The sequence below is a fragment of the Dellaglioa sp. CoH-56-MRSF-12 genome (genome assembly GCF_056782075.1).
The window spans coordinates 184199-205491 of record NZ_JBXAYD010000001.1 but is presented as its reverse complement, the minus strand read 5'-3'; the positions used below and the strand labels follow the sequence as shown (position 1 = coordinate 205491).

Here is a 21293-nt window from a genome sequence, read left to right as displayed (position 1 = left end):
CAGAAAATCATAACCTAAATAAAAAATCTTACTTTTCAGTAAGATTTTTTATTTACTCTGTAAATATTTTTTTAATTCTACAACACGACTAGCAAGTTCTTTTCCCATATCAGTTTCAGCAATTGTTTGTCTTTTAACTTCACTATCAATAATTCGTTTCACTGAAATAATATCTGTCCCATTTTCAATTGAATCCCACTTAGACGTAAAGGGTTGGTGAGCAACTAATTGTAAGCCATATGAATTAGAGAGCAGCGTATATCCACCAATTCCAGTAGTTGATTGGTAAGCTTTTGAGAAACCACCATCAATCACAATCATCTTTTTATTGGCCATAACCGGCTTGTGCCCACGCTTAACTGGTGTATGCCCATTAATTATTTTACCGTTATCTGGATTAAGCCCGAATTCTTCTAATATATGACGACAAAATGCTTCATCATGTCGTAATTTGTAATACGCATTTGGTATCTCAACTTGAACTTCTTCATCATTAATAAAGTAACGTTCAAAAGTTTTCATCGCATGTTTCCCAAATAAAGGCGATTTGGGTCCTTGCCATAAATACCAAAGTAAATCAGTTTCAAGGTCAGTAGATTTTTTAGGTTTAGCATAGCTTTTACGTAAATTATCTTCAAAAAAAGCTAATAATTCTGGTCCTGCATATGCTTTCCCTTTTAGCTCAAAGCCCTCCAATTTACCTTCTTGTGTAACTGGAATACAGCCGTGAACTAACAAGTTCCCATTATATCGTTTAAACATACTACCACGTGCCATCATAAAATCTAGATGTTCTCGTAATTTAGTCGCATGGATAAATGATTCTACTAATTTATCCATTATTTCTGACTCATCATCTGTTAATTTATACGGATCTGCCCAATCAACTGTTTGAAAACAAGTATCTTGTAGTGAATAATGTTTCCCATCGATTTCTATTTTTGACCCTTTGTTCCAAATCTTTTCTAAAATCGCACGATTTGCCATATCAAAATCAGGACGTCTTTTAATAATCTGTCCTTCTAATTTAAATTGAATAATAGCGATTGCCTGGTGTATTTTGGTCATTAAAAGTCGTTCGTCTTCTTTGATTTTTTCTTGTGCTGAATTAACTTTCGGTGAAAATGCTGGATTATCTTGATACGTTTTATCGGCAAATGTTGCTAAATGGCGTAAATTAATCCCATATGCATCTTCAACAATAGCTAAATTATTATATCTAGCACAAATTCGCAATAAATTAGCGATACATAAAGGCGAGCCAGCAGCACCACCTAACCATAAAATATCATGATTTCCCCATTGAATGTCAACTGAATGATAATCAAGAAGTGTCTTCATAATTTTATCTGGCGCAGGACCACGATCAAAAATATCCCCAATTACGTGTAAATGGTCAACGATTAACCTTTGAATCGTATACGCTGTAGCCGTTAAAAATGCTTCTGCTTGATTTAATTTAATTAAATTTTCTATTATACGATTATAATAATCTTTTTGATCAAGTTCATTGGAATTACTATATAATAATTCCTCTGTTATATACATAAAATCAGGTGATAGTGCCTTTCGTACCTTCGAACGGGAATATTTTGTTGCTGTCTTTTGTAACAACTCTATCATTCTGGCAATGGTATCTAAATACCACTGCTCCAATTCAGGTTGTGAAGTGAATTGTTGTTTTTTAGCAATTAGTTTTTCTTCTGGATAATAAATTAAGATTGCAAAGTCCTGTATACTCTCTTCAGTCAAACGGCCTTCAAAAATTTCTTGAATTTTTTGTTTAACATTTCCTGAACCATTTCTTAAAACATGTTGAAATGCGTTATATTCACCGTGAACATCACTAACAAAATGCTCCGTTCCTTTGGGTAGATTAAGAATGGCCTCTAAATTAATAATTTCAGTGACAATACTTTGTTTAGTCGGAAATCTTTTTTCCAATAACGTTAAATAATAGGGATTCATTTAAATGGCCTCCTTCATTTTATGATGCGCTTACAGTCACTATACCATGCCGGTTTGCCAATACCAATTACAACTTATTAAATGAGTCATATTATTATATATAAGCTTTTTTATAAACCAGCTACCTATACCAAAAAAGCAGACCAAAAGTTTTGGCCTGCTTCATTTATTCTTATTTAGTTTGAACAATTGCCGAAACTTCATTGGCTTTAACTGTCTCATTCAAATGATCAAACGTTATATTAGACACTTTATCCATATTCGTTAAAACGACCATCATCGTTGTTTCCTTACCAGCAGCTTTAATTGCGTTTAAATCAACTCGCGCAACTAAGTCACCTGGTTTAAGAGTTTCGCCTTCAGAAATAGTCACTTCAAAAGGTTTACCTTCTAATTGAACGGTATCAATTCCCATGTGTAATAGGACTTCTAATCCCGTTTCAGTCGTGATACTAATTGCATGTTTCGTTGGAAAGATACTTGCTACTTTACCAGCAACCGGTGTATAAATTTCGCCATTAGCTGGTTCGACTGCATAACCATCACCCAACATTTTTTCAGCAAAGGTAGCATCTTTAACATCCGAAATAGACATTAATTCGCCCTCTGCAACCGTATAAAACGTTTCACTACCAATAACCGTTGAATCATTATGATTAGCTGTAGCGCTTGATTTATCCGTCTCAGCCTGTAACTTTTCATTACTTAATGAAATAGAATCAGCCTTTGACTCATATAACTTACCAAGCTCGTCAGCAACAAATTGAACTTCAGTTCCAATAACGACTTGAATATTTGTTTTATCGATAACTTTAAACCCAGCAGCACCTGATGCTTTAAGTGCATCTTCATTAATATGGCTTGTATCTTTAACTTGTAGACGAAGACGGGTTGTACAATTATCAACGACTGTTAAATTATCTTTACCACCAATAGCAGCGTAAACAATTTGAGCTTGTCGTGCATATTTGTCATCCCCTAATTCAGGCGATAGTTGAATATCTTCAGTAATTGGTTCGCGACCTGGTGTCATTAAGTTAAATTTCTTAATGGCAAAATTGAATAGTGTGTAATAAATAATTGCCATCACAACACCTTGTACCAACAGCATTAGTGGCATATTAGCCATTGGTACACGTATACTCAAGACGTAATCAACTAAGCCCGCACTAAATGTAAATCCAGCTGTCCAGTGCATAAATGCGGCAAAAGCTAAAGATAACCCGGTTAATGCCGCATGAATGACGTATAAAGGCCATGCAACGAACATAAATGAAAATTCTAAAGGTTCACTCACGCCTGTGAAAAATGATGCAAATGCACCAGCTAGCATCAATGAGCCAACTTCTTTTTTACGTTCAGGTAAAGCATTTCGATAAATGGCATACGCACCAGCTGGTAGCCCAAACATCATGATTGGGAAAAATCCTGCCATGTACATACCTGTAGTTCCTTTAATTCCTGTATTACTCCAAAAGTTCCCGATATCATTAATTTTAGCAACGTCGAACCAAAATACTGAATTCAACGCTTGATGTAATCCGGTTGGAATTAAAAGCCGGTTGAAGAATCCGTATAAACCAGCTCCAACCCATCCAAGTCCAACCATAAACTTACCAAATGCAACTAACCAAGCATAAACAACTGGCCATGCAAATAATAAAGCTAAGGTAACAAAAATCATTACCAATGCTGACATAATGGGTACTAATCGTTTCCCACTAAAGAATGAAATAGCCATTGGTAACTTCACACTATGGAAACGATTATACATTGCTGCCGCAATTAATCCGGCAATAATCCCAATAAACACATTACTACTGATAGAACTAAATGCAGGATCAACATCTGTTACTTTTACTCCTAATAAAGCCGCAACCGAAGTCGGTTCCAACATTTTAACTGGAATTTCAAATGCAACAACACCAGCTAACGCAGCTGCGCCATCCTTGTTAGTCGACATTCCTAAAGCTAAACCAGCAGCAAATAATAATGCTAGATTACCTAGAATTGCGTTTCCGCCGGCCTGCATAAATGCCGCCGCAAACCAATCTTGTGGCAACCAAGTTCCAATTCCAACCAGTAATGCTGCTGCCGGTAGTACTGCGATAGGCAACATTAACGAACGTCCCATTCTCTGTAAATAACTTTTCATTTTTTATCCCCTTTTTTTCTTATAAAAACTATCATACAGGTTAGACCAAAAAAATTCAAATCAAATACAAATCAAGTGAAAAACGTGTATACAAGGCTTTAGAAAATAAATTAAACATCTATACCAATTTTATTTTTTAGACAAAAAAAAAGTTGCTTAATTATATTAAGCAACCAACTTTTTAGAAAACAAGCGTCCCCACACTAAATTTTCTCTTCGATATTCTGTGTCCTAATCAATAAACTCTTTGAATCATTTATTTACAAGACTTATTATGCCATGTAATTCCCCATAAAAAATATTAATATTTGAGGGTTAACTCGCAAATTTTGACATTTACAGCTTATTTACTGATATGACGGTCTTTTGTCCTTCTCGTAAGGGCAACTTCATTTAAAGTATTTAACGCTTTATTGTATTCAGGATTAAAATAAAAATCCATTGATGATAATTTAGCCATCGTCATTTGCATATTAATAGCTACTGACATGATATTAATCATATCTAAAATATCATGTTTCGAATAAATTTGTGCACCAACAATGACTTCAGTATCTTTCCTGTACACAACTTTTATAAGTATTTTGGAACCATTTTTAACGTAATCATATTGAATCTTATTTTCAATTGTATTGGATAGAACATCCAATCCGATATATGGTGCGTTTTCTTCAGTGACACCTGTCGTTGCTAAATAATGACCGAATAAGTTCATCCCCGCTGTTCCTTGCGTCGTTTCAACTTTAACAGGACTAAATAGACCCGTACAGTTATACGCCGCCACAATTGCACCTTTAATAGCGTTATTAACAAGAGGTTGATACTCTCGACGTTGGCTGACAGTTTGTTTAAATCCGGCATTATCACCTGCTGCATAGATGTCTTTATCACTTGTCTGCATGTAATCATTGATTTTAATGGTATTATTTTGATTAAGTTCAACAGCGTCTCTCAAAAAATCATTGTTAGGTTTTAATCCAACCGAAAAAACGACTAAATCACAGGCGATTTCTTGGTCAGTTGTCGAAACGCTAACTATTTTGTTATTCTCATCCACATTAATAGCATGAACATCATTTTTTAATACAATCTTTATCCCTTTTTCTCTTAAATCATCAATTATCCGATTACCAATTTCTTGATCTACGTACCGTGTCAAAACACCTCCCATAGCTTCAACTACTGTAACATCAACTTTTTCGCCTTTACGTCCCTCATAAATTGAGCTAGCTAATGCAAGCCCCACTAATCCTGCACCAACAATTAAAATACGCCTATTAGTTGGGCACAACTGTTCCATAGCCTTTTTTGATTCTTCTAAATTTTTATAAAAAACAACATTTTCATTATCTATCCCTTTAATATGTGGTTTAACAACCTTAGACCCATTAGCTAAAATTAATTTGTCATAGTTGCTGTAACTGTATTGTTTATCTGCATTAACAAAGTATAAACGTTTATCCTCCGTACTAACGTGCAACACTTCAGTACCAAGCATCAATTTAATACCTTCAGACTCTAACGCAGCAGGTGTCGCATAACTCGCTTCTTCTAAGTTATCAATAACCCCATCAAATAACAAATTAATTCCAGATGAGATATAGCTAACGCTATCTTTCATTTCCATAATAATTACTTCGGCATTTGGATCTGATTTTGAAATTGTTCTAGCGGCAGCTATCCCTGCGTGCGTTCCGCCGATAATGACATACTTCATTATTTTTCCTCCAAGCTTTGCGTGTTAATTTTTCTAACCTTATCAATTTCTAAAATTTCATTTACGACATCAGTAATAACTTGATCTGAACTAACACCAATTTCTGACATCACATATAATGGTGAATTAAATTGATCTTGGTTAACACCCATCCTATTTGTCACAATTAAATCATATTCTTTACCTTCTTGATAAATTTCTACTTGAGCGTTTAAAACGCTGCTTAAAACACGTTCCATAATGATTACGGTTAGTTTTTCCATAATTGGATCACGATTAATTAATAAGCCAATTTTTAAAACGTCATCAAACTCGAAGTTTAAAATATTCAAGATATATAAATACTGATTTTGTAGATAATATAAATCATCTGGCGAATTTAAGCCATCGAACTGTGTAACAGATTGATACGCCGTCAATAATTTTTGAATGATCTGCGAAAAGTCTTCTCGTTCTAATGATTTACGATTAAATTCCATAATTGTTCGATTATAACTAAAACTTTCACCTTTAAATATGGCTAATTTGCTGTATGAATTAAATAAATTATAAGAAATTTTTGAATCCCGTTTGAAGTAAGTATATTTCTCAATATCACTCCAAAAAAGACTAATTGCACTATTGATGGGTGTTTTTTTATCAATATCGTCATCTTTAATTTGAACATATAATTCAGAATCGTTTTTAATTAAATCAAATCCAATTAAAAAGTAATAGAACCCAACAGCATCTTCTTCAGAAAAGGAAAGTGAATATTTTTTTAAAAATCTAAAAAGACTTAATTTAACTTTACTGTATGCGAGATTATTTTTGATTAATTCACGAGAAATAGGCGTTAATGTCTGAACATGTTGCTCTTTATATGAATTAATTCGAATATAAATTTTAAGCCATAGAAAAACTCTAAGTTTCTCGTCGTCTTTCCATCCTAAGTCATATTGTTCATCTAAAACATTAACGTAATCGTTAATCGTCTCATTTCTAGATAAGAGTTCTTCGCGATCAGTGAATGGAACCACCCTAATGAAAAAAAGGTAATAAAAATAATTCAGTTGAATTTTAGTCCCAACTAATCGTCGATTTTTAATTTTTAGATCAAATCCTGCTAACGTTTCATTTAATTCTTTAATTCACCTTGTTATTGACGACCCACTGATATGTAATTCGTTCTCAAGATCAATTAAATTCAATGTTTCATTCGCATACAAATACATTATTATTTTGTATTTATACGATTCTCTTAAAAAATCAGTACTAATATTCGATAAATTTGTCGTACCATCTACTTCAAATTCAACGTTATTAGCGCTCACTTCAAAATGAACATGACCTGAAGCGGTAGCTTCCTCAAGCGTTATTTCAATATTTTTTAGGTACATTCGTAAAGAATTACCAGATATTTGGAGTAATTCCATTAATTTTTTCTTACTTAAATAACCACCATGTGTTTGTAATAGTTCTAGTATTTGGTTAAAAGTTCTTTCCTGCCCATCTAAAAAATCTTCCATATACATAAAAAAATCCCCAGCTTCACTTGACCACTTACCCAATACGATTAAAAAGGCCAATTTAATTTAATTCTATTAATATGTTACCGCGAAAAGTGATAAATTGGTATTAATAATTTTATTTTTAATTTTATTTAATTTACCCCTTGCATTTTCGGTATATACTTGTTATATTAAATGAGTAACCTAATCAATAAAACTTATTCAGTACCTCCCCCAAGGACTGAATACCAAAATCAATCCCCCAATTGATTTTGACTGTTTTACCCTTTTCGACACTGTAACTTATGTTACGATGTCGTTTTTTTTTGCCTAAAAATAAGTATTTACTCTTTCAAAACCTAACTTTATCAATGCTTATACGCTAAATATACCTAACTTCTTTATTCTCTTTTATTTAACATAATTTCGTCACACTTTCTTCATAATTACTTGTTATTATATAAACATACCTTAATTAAATAACTTTTAACTTTAATTTGTTCTCCCAAACAAATTAAAATGATAATTAATTTCTTCCCGAATATTAATTATCCCTACTCCTTTTAATCCATTACCTCTCCCAGGTAGTGGATTTTTTTTATTGGCCTTGCATAATTTCAATGATTGCTTGATAGTCTGAACCTGGCGTCACTATATGAACACCATTAAAAAGGTTTGATAACGATTCAATTAAATTTTGCGAAGCTGCAATACCGACCTTACGTTCATCATTTTGCAACGCCGCTTGTTTCAATTCTGCCATAAACTTATTTGGTAGTTCAATACCCTGAACGTTATCTTGAATAAATTGAGCACGCTCAAATGAAAGTATCGGCATTACACTGATAAAAATAGGTATAGCCACTTCATTAATGGTGATCCAATCTTTTAATCGCTGAACATTTGTCATATCAAATACCGGTTGCGTGATAATATAATCTACTCCTGAATGAATTTTTCGATTAATATCTTCAAATTCAAAATCTAAATTTATCGCATTAATATTAAATGCCCCACCAACTTTAAATTGTGATTTACTATTTAATTCACGATTAGATGGCGATATTCCTTGATTCATTTTTTTAATTGTTGTAATTAATTGTTGCGATGTTAAATCATAGACATTTGTGGCACCTTGTATTTTTGTAGGATTCCCTTTAATAATCATTAAATTATTTAAACCAACAGCACTTAATCCCATTAATTTAGATTCTAATCCGACTAAGTTGTAATCCCGTGTTGTTAAATGTAGGATTACTGGAATCTGTTTTTCACTAAGTTTATATCCCAATAATATATTTGAAACGCGGGGCATCCCTAAAGGATTATCCGTAATTGATAATGCGTCAATATCTAATTTCATTAGTGCGCTAGCACCTTTAAAAAAATTATCCAGATTAAGCGTGCTTGGCGTATTCCACTCAACTAAAACCGTTTTGGTCATTTTCACTTTCTCTATAAAATTCAAAATACCTTCCTCCAAATCAAATTTCATATCACCTTACAATGTTAATTGTAAACTAACAAAACTGTCACATGCCTATGTTTTAATAAATAAAGCCGTATACTATAAATATACACACAAGATACTTTGTGTGTAACTTAATTCTACTATAAAAAAATACGATTATATTTTAGTTTAATTTTTCATCTAGATCTAACCTACTCCCCCCAGAGTCTCGAATAGATTAGTATTTTCTCACCACTACTTTTAAAAGTAGTGGTGTTTTTTTTACATTTATAGTTTTTCTTTTTAACGTCATATTTTCTTCACATTTACTTGTTAGAATAACTTCATACCTTAATTAATAACTTTTAATTTTAATTTATTTCCCCGAATAAATTAAATAAGATGATCAACTTTCCCCGAAGTTAATCACCCTTACCCTTTTCCGACATTGCCTCCCCTTGTAATGTCGGTTTTTTATTTGCGTTCTATTTCTAGTAGTTGCTTTTTCATATTAATCCCACCGCGATAACCCCCTAAGCTGCCATCTTTTCTTAAAATACGATGACAAGGTATTACAATTAATATAGGATTACGACCAACTGCACTAGCAACAGCGCGAATTGCTTTAGGATAATCAACTTCTAAAGCTAACTCAGAATACGTTCTCGTTTCACCGTATGGAATAAGTTGAAGTTGTCCCCAAATTTCTTTTTGCAGCATCGTCCCACTCAAATTAAAATCAACGGGGATCGTAAATTTTTGAATTTCATGGTCAAAATAGGCTTGTAGTTCTTCAATTATACTTTTAAAAATCTTGTCATTCTCTTCGAATTTAGTTCTTGGATAAAATATTTCAATTTCACTTCTTAACCCATTAGGCGACCCAACAAAACTCAATCCTTTATCAGTCATCCCTAGCCAAAAATAATCCGTGCCATTAAACCAATTCATTAAGTACATGTCAAAATCTCCTATTCAATCCCAGACAAATTTGCGCCATGAACTTCTGCGATATTATATACGATGATAAATGCATTTGGATCAATCGTATGCACCTTATTTAACATTTGTTGATAATTTTGATTTTCAACAATAATCATCAACATTTCTTTGCTTTCACCTGAATAACCACCTTTAGCATCAAAGATTGTTAGACCTCTATCTATAGTTGTATTAATATCTTCTTTTAATTTTTTTAATCCCTCTTCTGTACTCATCACATATAAAACTTTTTTACGGTCCAATCCCGTTTCAATATAATTCATAATTAAATACGTGATTATTAAAGAAAAAATCGCTAAAATAAATGCTTCAGAACCCGAGACAAATATATTGAAAAAACACACAATACCATCAATTATTAATAGACTGGTTGCAGGTTTAATATTGAAATATTTTTTGATTATTAGTGGTGGAACCGTTGTTCCACCACTGGATGCATCAATTCGATAGAGAATTGATATTCCCACCGCAAAAACTGCGCCACCGACAATAACAGCTAATAATCTATCCTCGACAATATTTATTTGAGGCGTAATCGCTAAAAATAACGGTAATACAAAACTACCAATCATAATTTTTTTAGTCGTTGAACGCTCTAACATAAAATAAGCCAAGATCAATAGCGCCATGTTAATGCTCAATAATACAATCGAAACGTTCCAATTAAAAGCTGTTTCTAAAAGGATTGCAATACCAGTTGCACCACCAACCGCAACTTCTTGTGGTGCGTAGAAAAAATTAATACTTATTGCAATCATTTCTAACCCAATTAACATTAATAAAAATTGAATAACTTGTGGTTTCATCCTATTTATCATAAAGGCCCTCTTTCTGTTCTAAATTTGTAACCCCTTACTATTTAGCATACCGAATTTTATATCATAAAACAAATTTTCGATTTATGGCACAAAAAAAGCATCTCTAAACAGAGATGCTTTTACTACTTTATTCGAAACTTTCAGTTGTCATTGAAGCTTTGTATAAATCAATAACATCATTTACTGACATATCAACATAAACAGCACTATCTAATTTTCCAACTCTAACAGCTGATTCAGCCATTACTTTAAAGTTTGTTTCTTCATTGATGTCAACACCGGGTAACGTTGTTGGTACACCTAACGATTTAACCCAGTCATAAACTGATTGAATAGCTTTATCAGCAACGACTTGGTCATCATCATCTTGAATATGCCAAACATTGCGACCAAATTTAGCAAACTTAGAAACCGTATCCGCAGATAAAACGAATTTCATCCAACGAGGTGTTATAATACCTAGCCCAACACCATGAGTAATATCGTAGTACGCTGATAACTCATGTTCAATAGAATGGGATGTCCAGCCATCTTGATAACCTAATCGCATAATACCATTTAATGCCATTGTTGATGACCACATTAAATTAGCACGAGCATCATAGTTATCAGGTTCCGCAACTGCAATTGGTGCCCATTTAATAACTGTTCGCATGATACCTTCAATCATACCGTCAGAAACATCATTATTTTTTTCTTTATCAAAGTATTGCTCTGTCAAATGAGAGAAAATATCAATTGAACCAGCAGCAGTCTGCCATTTTGAAACACTCATTGTTAATGCTGGATCCAAGAATGAAACAGCTGGTGTTTTGGGACCAAAACTACCTATTTTTTCATTTGTTTCTGGATTTGAGATAACTGATCCAGCATTCATTTCAGTACCAGTAGCTGCTAACGTTAAAATATCGACAAAAGGTAATTGATCAATTTTGAAACGTTTTGAGGGGTCTAATGATAAATCCCAAGGATCTCCTTCATAAAATGCTGCTGAAGCAATCATTTTTGAAGCATCAACAACAGAACCACCACCGACAGCTAAAATAACATCAATTTTATTTTCTTTAGCTAACTTTTGACCTTCACGAACTGAACCCACTTTAGGGTTTGGTTCGATTCCTGCTAATTCAACAACATTTAAATCACTCAAAATTTTCTTTACTTTGTCATATAAACCTGAACGTTTAATTGATCCACCACCATATGTTAATAATACATTGGGACCAAATTGTGCAACCGCATCATGTAATTCTGTTTCGATACGATCTGAACCAAATCGAATATCAGTTGTATTTTTAAATTGAAAATCTTTCATAAATATAATCTCCTTTGTATTTTGAAGTTATAGTCAAAGTTATTTCAAATGAACAACTACATTATAACCCCTTTAGGCGATGTCATTCCAATACAAGCCTTTACTAAAAGAAGATTCACCATTTTACTGGTGAATCTTCTATAAATATAAACGATTATTGTGTGACTCTTTTAGCTTCATCTTTTGCATGAATCATGCTTAAAATTTTTCTTGAAATTGGTCCAACAATAATTAGTTGTAACGGTACCGCAACAATAATATTGTGTCCAACAGTAGAAAGATAAGCAGACCAGAAATGAGCAGGCATACCACCTTCAATAAGTAACCCATAAAGTGACATAAAAGCGACCATTCCACAAATCATCATTCCTGAGATTGCGAGAATCATTTGCCACATTTTATCATGATTAAGAGGTAACTTATCAGCAATTGCCATCGCAATTTTACCGACAACTAAAACATCTAAGATAAAAGCAACAATAAAACCAGGAATGAATCCAAGTAATAACGTCACAAGACCTAGTTTTCCGACTAATAATAAATTGTATGCACTCATAACGAAAACCATCATCGAGCACATTAATGTTGTAAAAATAATTCCTTCTTTTGCATTTGTTGGCATATATCATTCTCCTTAATAACTTTAATAAAATATAATGTTACACAAAATAACTCACTGTCATAAGTCTTTTTTTTGAATATTAAAGCATTCTCATTGTAAGCGATTAAATCGATTGATTGTGCTACCAATTACATTACGTTATACTATATCCATAACGATTAAGGGGAGATTTCTATGTTAATTGCACTTATATTATCTTGGATTGTTGCACTTGAACACTTATTTATTATGATTCTTGAACTATTTTTCTCAACTAGTTCAATCGCTCAAAAAGCCTTTGAATTAAGACCAGAATTTTTAAATCAGAAAGAATCAAAAGTATTAATGGCTAATCAAGGGCTATACAATGGTTTTATTAGTATCGGTCTAATGATTGTACTTTTCATTCTAACTGGTGCTGCGCTTAAATCAATGTTGTTGCTTTTTACAGGATTTGTTTTTATTGCTGCTGTTTTTGGTAGTTTAACATCTGCAAAAAAAATAATTTTAGTACAAGGATTACCTGCATTACTGGCCTTTATCGCAATTACTTTAGCTTTATAGACTAACTAAAATAACGTTAATCATTAAGATTAACGTTATTTTTTTACGCTATTTAATTTTTAACGCTTCAAGTTGAACCTCAATATCAGCTAATTTAACATCAGCCTCTAAAAGAGATGCAGCAGTATAAGCACTTTCGATTAAAGCTGTATCGTACAGATGAACTTTTTTATCTGTGAATTCCATGACCATATTTAAATTCATCTTAGCACTTCCTAAATCATAAAAAGCTAACAACTCATCGGCACTATTTTCGTCAAAAGCTGCTTGGATTTTATCAAATGATGTACCAACTCCGTTATCATCAGTCCCACCAGCTGTTGTGATTGAGACACTTGCTGCAACTTGATCTAATAGTCGCTTGATACCTTCTGCAATTTCAGGAACATGCGATACAATTACAACCCCATATGTCATACTAGCACCCCCGTTTCCAGTAATGCCTCAAATAAATAGCCACTCGACATAGCTCCTGGATCAACATGACCGACAGAACGTTCTCCGAGATATGATGCACGTCCCTTTGTTGCAACAAGCTCTTTGGTTGCTTCAACATCTGCTTGTATTTTTTCAACTGTTATTTGCTTCATTTTAATATCCCCTAAAACTGGATTCCAAACATCAATCATGGTTTTAGCTCCAACATCTGAATCACCGCGTCTTTTAATACCATCTAGTCCCGCAGCTATTAATTTAGCTGGATCATTTGTTTCTTTACTTAATTTAGACATTTCAATAAAAGCCGTTCCATAAAGTGGCCCAGAAGCACCACCAACAGATTTAATAAAGGCCATTGCGACACTTTTAAATAAGTCTGATAAGGATTCAAATTTTTGATTTTTTAATAAATCTTGAATTGTTTCGGCACCACGAGCCATATTATTTCCGTGGTCTCCATCACCAATTGGTGTATCTAGCTCACTCAAATAAGCTTTATTTTCACTTATTTTCTCTGAAAAAATCTGGAACCATTCTGTTGTATTTTCAATTGTTAGCATTTTATTATCTCCTCTTACCAAGCGATTGTATCTACCGTATAATTTAAATAAGAAAGCCATTTATCATCTTCAATTTTAAATAATGTCAAAGAAATTCCAGCCATATCTAATGATGTCATATAATTACCGACCTTTGTAAATGCGACATCGACTTTTTTATTATTTAATTGATCAAGCGTATCGTTCATAAAAATATATTGTTCCATTAACGGTGTTGCTCCTAATCCGTTAACTAAAACGGCATATTTATCATCAGATTTCATATCAAATGCAACTTTTAGTTTACTTAGTAACTCTTCAACCAATTCCTTAGAAGGTTTTAATTTTTCACGACGATATCCGGGTTCACCATGAATTCCTACGCCATATTCAACTTCATCATCTGCAAGTTCAAATCCTGGTTTACCAACTTCTGGGACGGTCGCACCACTCAATGCAATCGCAATTGTTTTAATATTTGGCATCACTTTTTTAGCAAGTTCATCTATTTCATCTAATGTAGCTCCTTGATCTGCAGCAGCACCCAATATTTTATGCATGAACACTGTTCCCGCAACACCACGTTTTCCTTGTGTATATAGACTATCTTCAACTGCAATATCATCATCTACAACAATTGATTTCACTTTAATTTCATCTATTTCAGCAAATTCTTTGGCCATATCAAAATTCATGACATCGCCGGAGTAATTTTTCACAATACAGAAAACACCTTTACCGTGATTAGCAGCTTTGATTGCTTCATAAATTTGGTCTGGCGTGGGTGAAGTAAAAACTTGTCCAGCAACTGCACCTGACAACATACCGGGACCTACAAAACCAGCATGGGCAGGTTCATGTCCACTTCCACCACCACTAATGAGTCCAACTTTATCTTCCATCGATGCCACATCACTTCTAACCATAGCTTCCGTACTATCAATTTTACGTAGGTATTGTGGATAAGCCTTAACTAACCCATTAACCATTTCACTTACAATATTTTTTGGATCATTAATTATTTTTTTCATAGTATCCCCTTTTCTGTCTGTTTTAGGTACTTCTCCATTATATTGCAAACGTTTACAAATAACCAATTAAACTAGCTTTTATTAATAATTCCATGACCATTCAATTCTCAAGACACAAAAAAAGAGTTTCCAAAATCATAACGATTTTGAAAACTCTTTTTGAAAGAACTAAATAATAAATTATTTAGCTGCGCTTGTACCGAACCATTCAATACGATCTTCAACAAGATCAGTGATTGCTTTTGTACCTGGTGCAAATAATTTACGAGGGTCATAACCTTTACCTTGTTGGTCTTTACCTTCTTCAATATATTTACGAGTAGCAGCAGCGAATACTAATTGACATTCAGTATTAACGTTGATTTTTGAAACACCCATTTTAATAGCTTTTTGGATTTGGTCTTTAGGAATACCTGAACCACCATGTAATACAAGTGGTTGTTCGATTACAGCAGCTAATTCAGCTAAGCGATCGAAGTTTAAACCAGTCCAGTTAGCTGGGTATTGGCCATGAATATTACCAATTCCACAAGCTAAGTAGTCGATTCCTGTTGCAGCAAGTTCTTTAGCTTCGTTAACGTCAGCTAATTCACCAGCTCCGACAATTCCATCTTCTTCTCCACCAATTGAACCAACTTCTGCTTCAACTGAGATACCTTTAGCATGTGCTAAAGCAACGATTTCTTTTGTTTTTTCTAAGTTTTCTGCAAATGGTAAATCATGACCATCAAACATAACTGAGTTGTAACCAACTTCGATACATTCTTTAGCAGCTTCAAAATCACCATGATCTAAATGCATAACAACGGGAACAGTGATACCCATTGATTTAATAGTGTCTTGAACAAGGTGTAAAGCTAATTCATATCCACCCATATATTTTGCAGCACCCATTGATGTTTGGATTAAAACTGGAACACCTTTTTCTTGGGCTGCAGCAAGAATACCGCGAGTCCATTCTAAGTTGTTTGTGTTAAAAGCACCAACAGCGTAATGACCTTCACGAGCAGCGTTAAACATACTTGTACCATTTACTAATGACATTTGAAGTCCTCCTAGATAAATTACAATACGTCTGTATTGCATTTTTTAATACAGGTACATTTTAGCACATTTAATCATCAGATAAAACTTTCATTTTTTAAATAAAACTAATTATCAATAATTTTAATATAAAGGCAACCGTTCATCATTGATTTAACAGACTTACACACTAACATCTTCAAATTTAAATTCATTGATATTAATTAAACCCATATCAGTTATTTTCAATTCCGGTATCACCGCTAACGACATAAAGCTTAATGTCATCACAGGATCCACCGTATCATTAATGCCGAGCTCTCTATAAGCAACTTTATTAAATAGTTCAAGCTGTTCTGATATCCATTCTCCAGATTGGTCACTCATCAATCCGCCAATTGGCAATGGAATTGATATTAAAACTTTGTTATCTTTTGTCAGGACCATCCCACCTTGAATATCTTTCAAAGTCTCAATTGCCAACGCCATATCTTGATCATTAGTTCCTGTTGTAATTAAATTATGTGAATCATGTGCAATAGAAATAGCAATTGCCCCATGTTTAATACCGTAATCTTTCAAGACACCCGTGAAAATATTTCCCGTTTCATGGTGCCGTTCAATAACTGAAATTTTAGAAACTGGAATACTTGAATCGTAGATAAAATTACCTAGTTCATCACGACTAACATTAATTTCTCTATCTATTGTAATTGCTTCGTTAGGAATTACTTCAATTGCATGAACTCTATTACTTGTTAGAGGCAGAACTAATTTTTCTTGACTAAAGTTAGCTAAATGGACTGACGATTGGACACTATCAATTGTATAGCTTTTAGTTTCTAGTAAATATTTTCCCTCTTCAGCAACTTTTTCACCAGCAATATAGACACTTGAAATTAGCATATCCGTTAAATCACTAATAATTGTTAAGTCTGCTCTAAGTCCAGGTGCAATAGCACCTCTATCTTTAAGCTCACAACACTCAGCGGTATTAAGTGTCGCCATTTGAATGGCAACTAAAGGATCTATACCTTCTTCGATACAAATTTTCAAACTATTATCTAAATGACCCTTTTCAATAATTGTTTTCGCTTGGACATCATCTCCACATAGAATGGCCCTTCTAGAATTAGTGGTTGTGACACCTTTTAATAGTGTTCTTAAATTATGCGTGACAGATCCTTCACGTAGGAAGACGTACATACCACGGCTTAATCGATTTTGCATTTCTTCAAGGGTTGAGCATTCATGATCATTTTGAATTCCTGCGGCAATATAGGCATTTAAATCTTTGTCATAAACTTGAGGACTATGCCCATCAATTCGTTTATTTAAATTTTTTGCGACCAGTAATTTATCTAAAATATCACTCTCAGCATTAATCACACCAGGGAAATCCATAAATTCAGCTAAGCCACTTGTCTCATTATTCGTGAGTGGTTTAATCATGTCTTTGGCCGAAATAACCGCTCCAGAATTTTCCATTTTTGTTGCTGGAACGCATGAAGGCAGCATGTATTGGATATTAAGGGCTGTTTCTTTAGCTGCATTAATCATATAGTCGAGTCCAACTAGGCCCGCTACATTCACAATTTCATGTGGATCTGCCATGACCGTTGTTGTCCCATGCGGCGTTATTAAACGGCCAAACTCTTCTGGTCCAACGTAGGCAGATTCTATATGAATATGTGGATCAATAAATCCTGGTGAAATATATTGACCATGAACATCAACCGTCTTATCCCCATCATATTGGCCACCGATTCCAGCAATAAGGCCATCAACAATTGCGACATCCCCAGTCATTACCTGTGCATTATAAACATCAATAATTTTGCCATTAGTTAAGACTAAATCAGCAGGAATTCGGCCAGCAGCAACATCAATTAACTTCTTTAAATTTTCTTTTTCCATCATAACTCCTTATCCTTTAAGAGATGATATCTTAATAATTGGATCAACTATTTCTAAAGCGACACAATCTACCATGCCTAAATCAGTAATTGCCAAATCTGGAATTGCCGTAATTGGTAAAAATGACATATAAAATATTGGATCAGGTAAATCACTACCCATTAAATTTGACCCTTTTCTTAGCGCAATTTCGCCAGTTTCAATTTCACTTGGTAATAAGTCGCTCATGATACCACCCACAGGTAATGCTAAAAATGAAATAATTTTTCCATCAATAACAACAATTTGACCACCGCCTGCTTTAATTAATTCATTTGTAGCAATCGACATATCATTTGCATTGACACCCATAACGACAATATTATTATCATCAGGTGCAGAAGATGATGCCATTGCCCCTTTTTTCAAGCCCCATCCAGATGTAAATCCAAGTGCCTGATTTCCATTTTTACCAAATCGTTCTAATACAGAAACTAAAGCGACATCTTTTTCTGGACTAGGTTGTACGATATTATTTTCTATCGTTAATTCAACATCTTTTCTTTTTCGAACAAAAGCACCCTGACTATTAATTGTTTGGACAGTTGCCATTCCTACTTTTTCATTAACTTTATATTCAAAATCTTTTTCAGAGGTTAACTCATGCTTCAACTGGCCTTTAAATAAATTACTTCTGATTGGTGCAATCAACATTTCACTTATTTTTTTATTTTTGGCAACAACTTTGCCCCGACTAATAACCATTTCTACATTAAATGAACTTGGCTGATCAACAATCAATATGTCAGCAAGTCTTCCTGGCGATACAGACCCAACTTGATCATCAATTCGATAAGCTTCAGCACTATTTATTGTTGCCATTTGAATTGCTGTAATTGGTTCTACACCTGCTTGAATAGCTAATTTAACAAGGTTATCAAGATGTCCTTTTTGTAAAATATCAGATGCAGTTACATCATCTGTACAGAAACTAACATGTCGTGCAATTGCTGGATTAACTTCAGTAACTGCTCGAATATTTTCTGCCAAGAAATGTGTAACGGATGATTCCCTGATTAAAATATTCATCCCATTCCGTGCTTTTTCAACAAGCTCCTCATGACTATAACTTTCATGATCTAAGCGAACACCACTTGCTAAATACTCATTCAATTTCAATCCGGTTGCCATTGGTGCACAACCGAAAATGGGTTGGTGATTATTTTGTGCGTGAACCAACGTTTTTAACGTATCTTCATCTTGTGTTTCAACAGCTTCTCTAACCGTTTCCCAGATACCGTAACATTCTGTCCATTTTTGAATTGTTTCTTGAACATCTGAATCGATGTTAAAAGCAATTGTTGATTTTGGAATTGTATATGGTGTCTTATATGGTGCACCCCAAAATAAATTAAGCGGTAATTTTTCTACCTCTTTAAAAACTTCTTGAACACCTTCTAGTCCGGCAACTGATATTGTTTCATCTAAACCAGAAATAATACTCGTTGTTCCAAAAGGTACAACAGCATTAGCAAAACTTGTCATACTCATTTTGCTACATTCAACGTGAATATGTCCGTCAATTAATCCTGGCGTTATATACTTTCCAGTTGCATCTATATGTTCCGTATCATTGCCGATATAAGCTTCAATATTACCTATCGCAACAATTTTCTCTTTATAGATAGCTACATTTGCTTGATAAATCTCACTTGTCATAACATTAACTAACTTGCCATTTTCGATTACTAAATCTGCAGGAATTTTTGCTGCACCTGCAGAAATATAGTCTTTTAACTGTGCTAACGTCTGTGTCATTTAGTTATCCACCCATCAATTTTATATGTTATTGAAGAATATTTAATACGTAAAGTAAGAATAGGAATACAAAGAACAAGATATACATTACAGGCCCGATTTCTTTTCTACGACCTGCTGCCATCATTGTAATTGGGTATAATACGAAACCAAAGGCAATACCATACGAGATGTTGTAAGTTAAAGGCATTCCGACAACCATTAAAAATGCTGGTACTGCTACTTCAAATCGACCCCAATCAATACCCTTTAATGATTGTGCCATTAAAATACCAACAACGATTAAAACGGGCGCCGTCACTTGTGATGTCACAACTGTCAGAAGTGGTGAAAAGAATAAACTTAGAACGAACATAAACCCGACAACTAATGATGTCAGTCCAGTTCTTCCCCCAACTGCAATTCCAGCTGATGATTCAACATAAGCAGCAGTTGGTGTTGTTCCCAGAACAGATCCGGCTAACATTGAAGCAGAATCAGATAATAACGCGCGACCAACTCGTGGCATTTTATTATTTTTCATAAATCCTGCTTGAGTAGCTAACCCGATTAAAGTTCCCGCCGTATCGAAAAAGGCTACCATCAAGAATATTAAAACAACAGACCAAAGTTGAAGTGAGTTAATTTTATGTAAATTTTCAACCCCTACTCCAAATGTTGGTGCCAAACTTGGAACAGAAGAAATAATATGTGTTGGTAATTTGATAAGTCCCATAACTAACCCTAAAATAGTTGTCGCAACCATTCCAATAAAGATTGAGCCAGGAATTTTTTTAGCCATTAAGATAACAATCACAACGAGTCCAAAAATTGTCAGCCATGTAGTTGGCACCGTTAGTGAACCAATCGCGACCAATGTTGATTGGTTTCCAATGATAAGTCCACCTTCTTGTAATCCAACAAAAGCGATAAACAACCCAATACCTGCGGCCATTGCTAATTTTAAGTCATGTGGAATTGCATCTATCACAATTTCACGAATTTTAAAGAACGTAATAAGCATAAAGATAATTGAGGCAACCACAACACCGGCCATTGCCGTTTGCCATGGAATACCCATTCCAATAACAACTGAATAAGTAAAGAATGCATTGTCACCTAATCCTGGAGCAATTGCGATAGGATAATTAGCTAAGAATGCCATCAAGAAACAACCGAACGCGGCAGATATTGCTGTTGCTGTAAACACAGCTCCTTTGTCCATACCCGCAGCGCCCAAAACTTGAGGATTAACGAATAATATATAAGCCATAGATACGAAAGTTGTTAATCCAGCCATTGATTCACGTTTAACCGTTGAACCTGACTCATTAATATGAAATAACCGATCAAAAATACCTGATTTTCCCTCTGTATTATTCATGCAATATAATCTCCCTATGTTGTGATTTTTTATATTATGTACAGTATATTACGCGAATTAAATAAAAAATCAATACAAAATACGCACTTTTGTAGATTTATTAAC

Annotated in this window: 17 protein-coding genes and 1 pseudogene; 1 reads left to right on the top strand and 17 read right to left on the bottom strand. The window is 33.9% G+C overall.

Annotated features, from left to right (window positions below):
* Positions 1-48: 48 nt before the first annotated feature.
* The 10 genes and pseudogenes from AC1RPY_RS00960 to AC1RPY_RS00915 all read right to left on the bottom strand — a co-directional run bounded on the left by AC1RPY_RS00960 (position 49) and on the right by AC1RPY_RS00915 (position 12537).
* Positions 49-1968, bottom strand: a complete 1920-nt coding sequence (locus AC1RPY_RS00960; protein ID WP_481760987.1) for a fructose-1,6-bisphosphatase — start codon at positions 1966-1968, stop codon at positions 49-51.
* Positions 1969-2140: 172 nt separating this feature from the next.
* Positions 2141-4123 (bottom strand): N-acetylglucosamine-specific PTS transporter subunit IIBC, encoded by a 1983-nt coding sequence (gene nagE / locus AC1RPY_RS00955; RefSeq protein ID WP_481760988.1) that lies wholly within the window; start codon positions 4121-4123, stop codon positions 2141-2143.
* A 343-nt stretch (positions 4124-4466) separates the two neighbouring features.
* Positions 4467-5840: an FAD-dependent oxidoreductase gene (locus tag AC1RPY_RS00950; RefSeq protein WP_481760989.1), complete on the bottom strand. Its 1374-nt coding sequence runs from the start codon at positions 5838-5840 to the stop codon at positions 4467-4469.
* On the bottom strand, positions 5840-6859 hold the full coding sequence (locus AC1RPY_RS00945; protein ID WP_481761150.1) for a hypothetical protein: 1020 nt from the start codon (positions 6857-6859) through the stop codon (positions 5840-5842). The genes AC1RPY_RS00950 and AC1RPY_RS00945 overlap by 1 nt, the downstream gene beginning before the upstream one ends.
* 18 nt (positions 6860-6877) lie before the next feature.
* Positions 6878-7219: pseudogene (locus AC1RPY_RS00940) on the bottom strand (helix-turn-helix domain-containing protein); the annotation flags it as partial.
* 709 nt (positions 7220-7928) lie between these two features.
* The gene (locus tag AC1RPY_RS00935) at positions 7929-8798 is read right to left on the bottom strand and encodes a methylenetetrahydrofolate reductase (protein ID WP_481762168.1); all 870 of its coding nucleotides are present in this window, start codon (positions 8796-8798) and stop codon (positions 7929-7931) included.
* Between the two features lie 456 nt (positions 8799-9254).
* On the bottom strand, positions 9255-9740 hold the full coding sequence (locus AC1RPY_RS00930; RefSeq protein ID WP_481760991.1) for a methylated-DNA--[protein]-cysteine S-methyltransferase: 486 nt from the start codon (positions 9738-9740) through the stop codon (positions 9255-9257).
* A gap of 11 nt (positions 9741-9751) precedes the next feature.
* Positions 9752-10600 (bottom strand): YitT family protein, encoded by an 849-nt coding sequence (locus tag AC1RPY_RS00925; protein ID WP_481760992.1) that lies wholly within the window; start codon positions 10598-10600, stop codon positions 9752-9754.
* A 127-nt stretch (positions 10601-10727) separates the two neighbouring features.
* Positions 10728-11915 carry an iron-containing alcohol dehydrogenase gene (locus AC1RPY_RS00920; RefSeq protein WP_481760993.1) on the bottom strand — a complete coding sequence of 396 codons (1188 nt, stop codon included), beginning with the start codon at positions 11913-11915 and terminating at the stop codon, positions 10728-10730.
* 154 nt (positions 11916-12069) lie between these two features.
* A complete protein-coding gene (locus AC1RPY_RS00915) occupies positions 12070-12537 on the bottom strand; it encodes a DUF2798 domain-containing protein (RefSeq protein WP_481760994.1) in 468 nt (155 codons plus the stop codon).
* A gap of 174 nt (positions 12538-12711) precedes the next feature.
* Here AC1RPY_RS00915 and AC1RPY_RS00910 point away from each other — a divergent pair, with 174 nt between their 5' ends.
* Positions 12712-13080: a DUF1304 domain-containing protein gene (locus AC1RPY_RS00910; protein WP_409021750.1), complete on the top strand. Its 369-nt coding sequence runs from the start codon at positions 12712-12714 to the stop codon at positions 13078-13080.
* A gap of 48 nt (positions 13081-13128) precedes the next feature.
* On the opposite strand, the gene dhaM is transcribed toward AC1RPY_RS00910, so the two are convergent.
* From dhaM to AC1RPY_RS00875, 7 genes are all read right to left on the bottom strand, one after another.
* A complete protein-coding gene (gene dhaM, locus AC1RPY_RS00905) occupies positions 13129-13497 on the bottom strand; it encodes a dihydroxyacetone kinase phosphoryl donor subunit DhaM (RefSeq protein WP_481760995.1) in 369 nt (122 codons plus the stop codon).
* Positions 13494-14078 carry a dihydroxyacetone kinase subunit DhaL gene (dhaL, locus tag AC1RPY_RS00900; RefSeq protein WP_481760996.1) on the bottom strand — a complete coding sequence of 195 codons (585 nt, stop codon included), beginning with the start codon at positions 14076-14078 and terminating at the stop codon, positions 13494-13496. Before dhaL ends, dhaM begins: the two co-directional genes overlap by 4 nt.
* Before the next feature lie 14 nt (positions 14079-14092).
* Positions 14093-15088 (bottom strand): dihydroxyacetone kinase subunit DhaK, encoded by a 996-nt coding sequence (dhaK, locus tag AC1RPY_RS00895; protein ID WP_481760997.1) that lies wholly within the window; start codon positions 15086-15088, stop codon positions 14093-14095.
* A 180-nt stretch (positions 15089-15268) separates the two neighbouring features.
* Entirely contained in the window at positions 15269-16132 is an 864-nt protein-coding gene (gene fba, locus AC1RPY_RS00890) for a class II fructose-1,6-bisphosphate aldolase (RefSeq protein WP_481760998.1), read from the bottom strand.
* A gap of 162 nt (positions 16133-16294) precedes the next feature.
* A complete protein-coding gene (ade, locus tag AC1RPY_RS00885) occupies positions 16295-18028 on the bottom strand; it encodes an adenine deaminase (RefSeq protein WP_481761144.1) in 1734 nt (577 codons plus the stop codon).
* A gap of 9 nt (positions 18029-18037) precedes the next feature.
* Entirely contained in the window at positions 18038-19825 is a 1788-nt protein-coding gene (locus AC1RPY_RS00880; RefSeq protein ID WP_481760999.1) for an adenine deaminase C-terminal domain-containing protein, read from the bottom strand.
* Between the two features lie 28 nt (positions 19826-19853).
* Entirely contained in the window at positions 19854-21188 is a 1335-nt protein-coding gene (locus AC1RPY_RS00875) for an NCS2 family permease (protein ID WP_481761000.1), read from the bottom strand.
* Between the last annotated feature and the right edge of the window lie 105 nt (positions 21189-21293).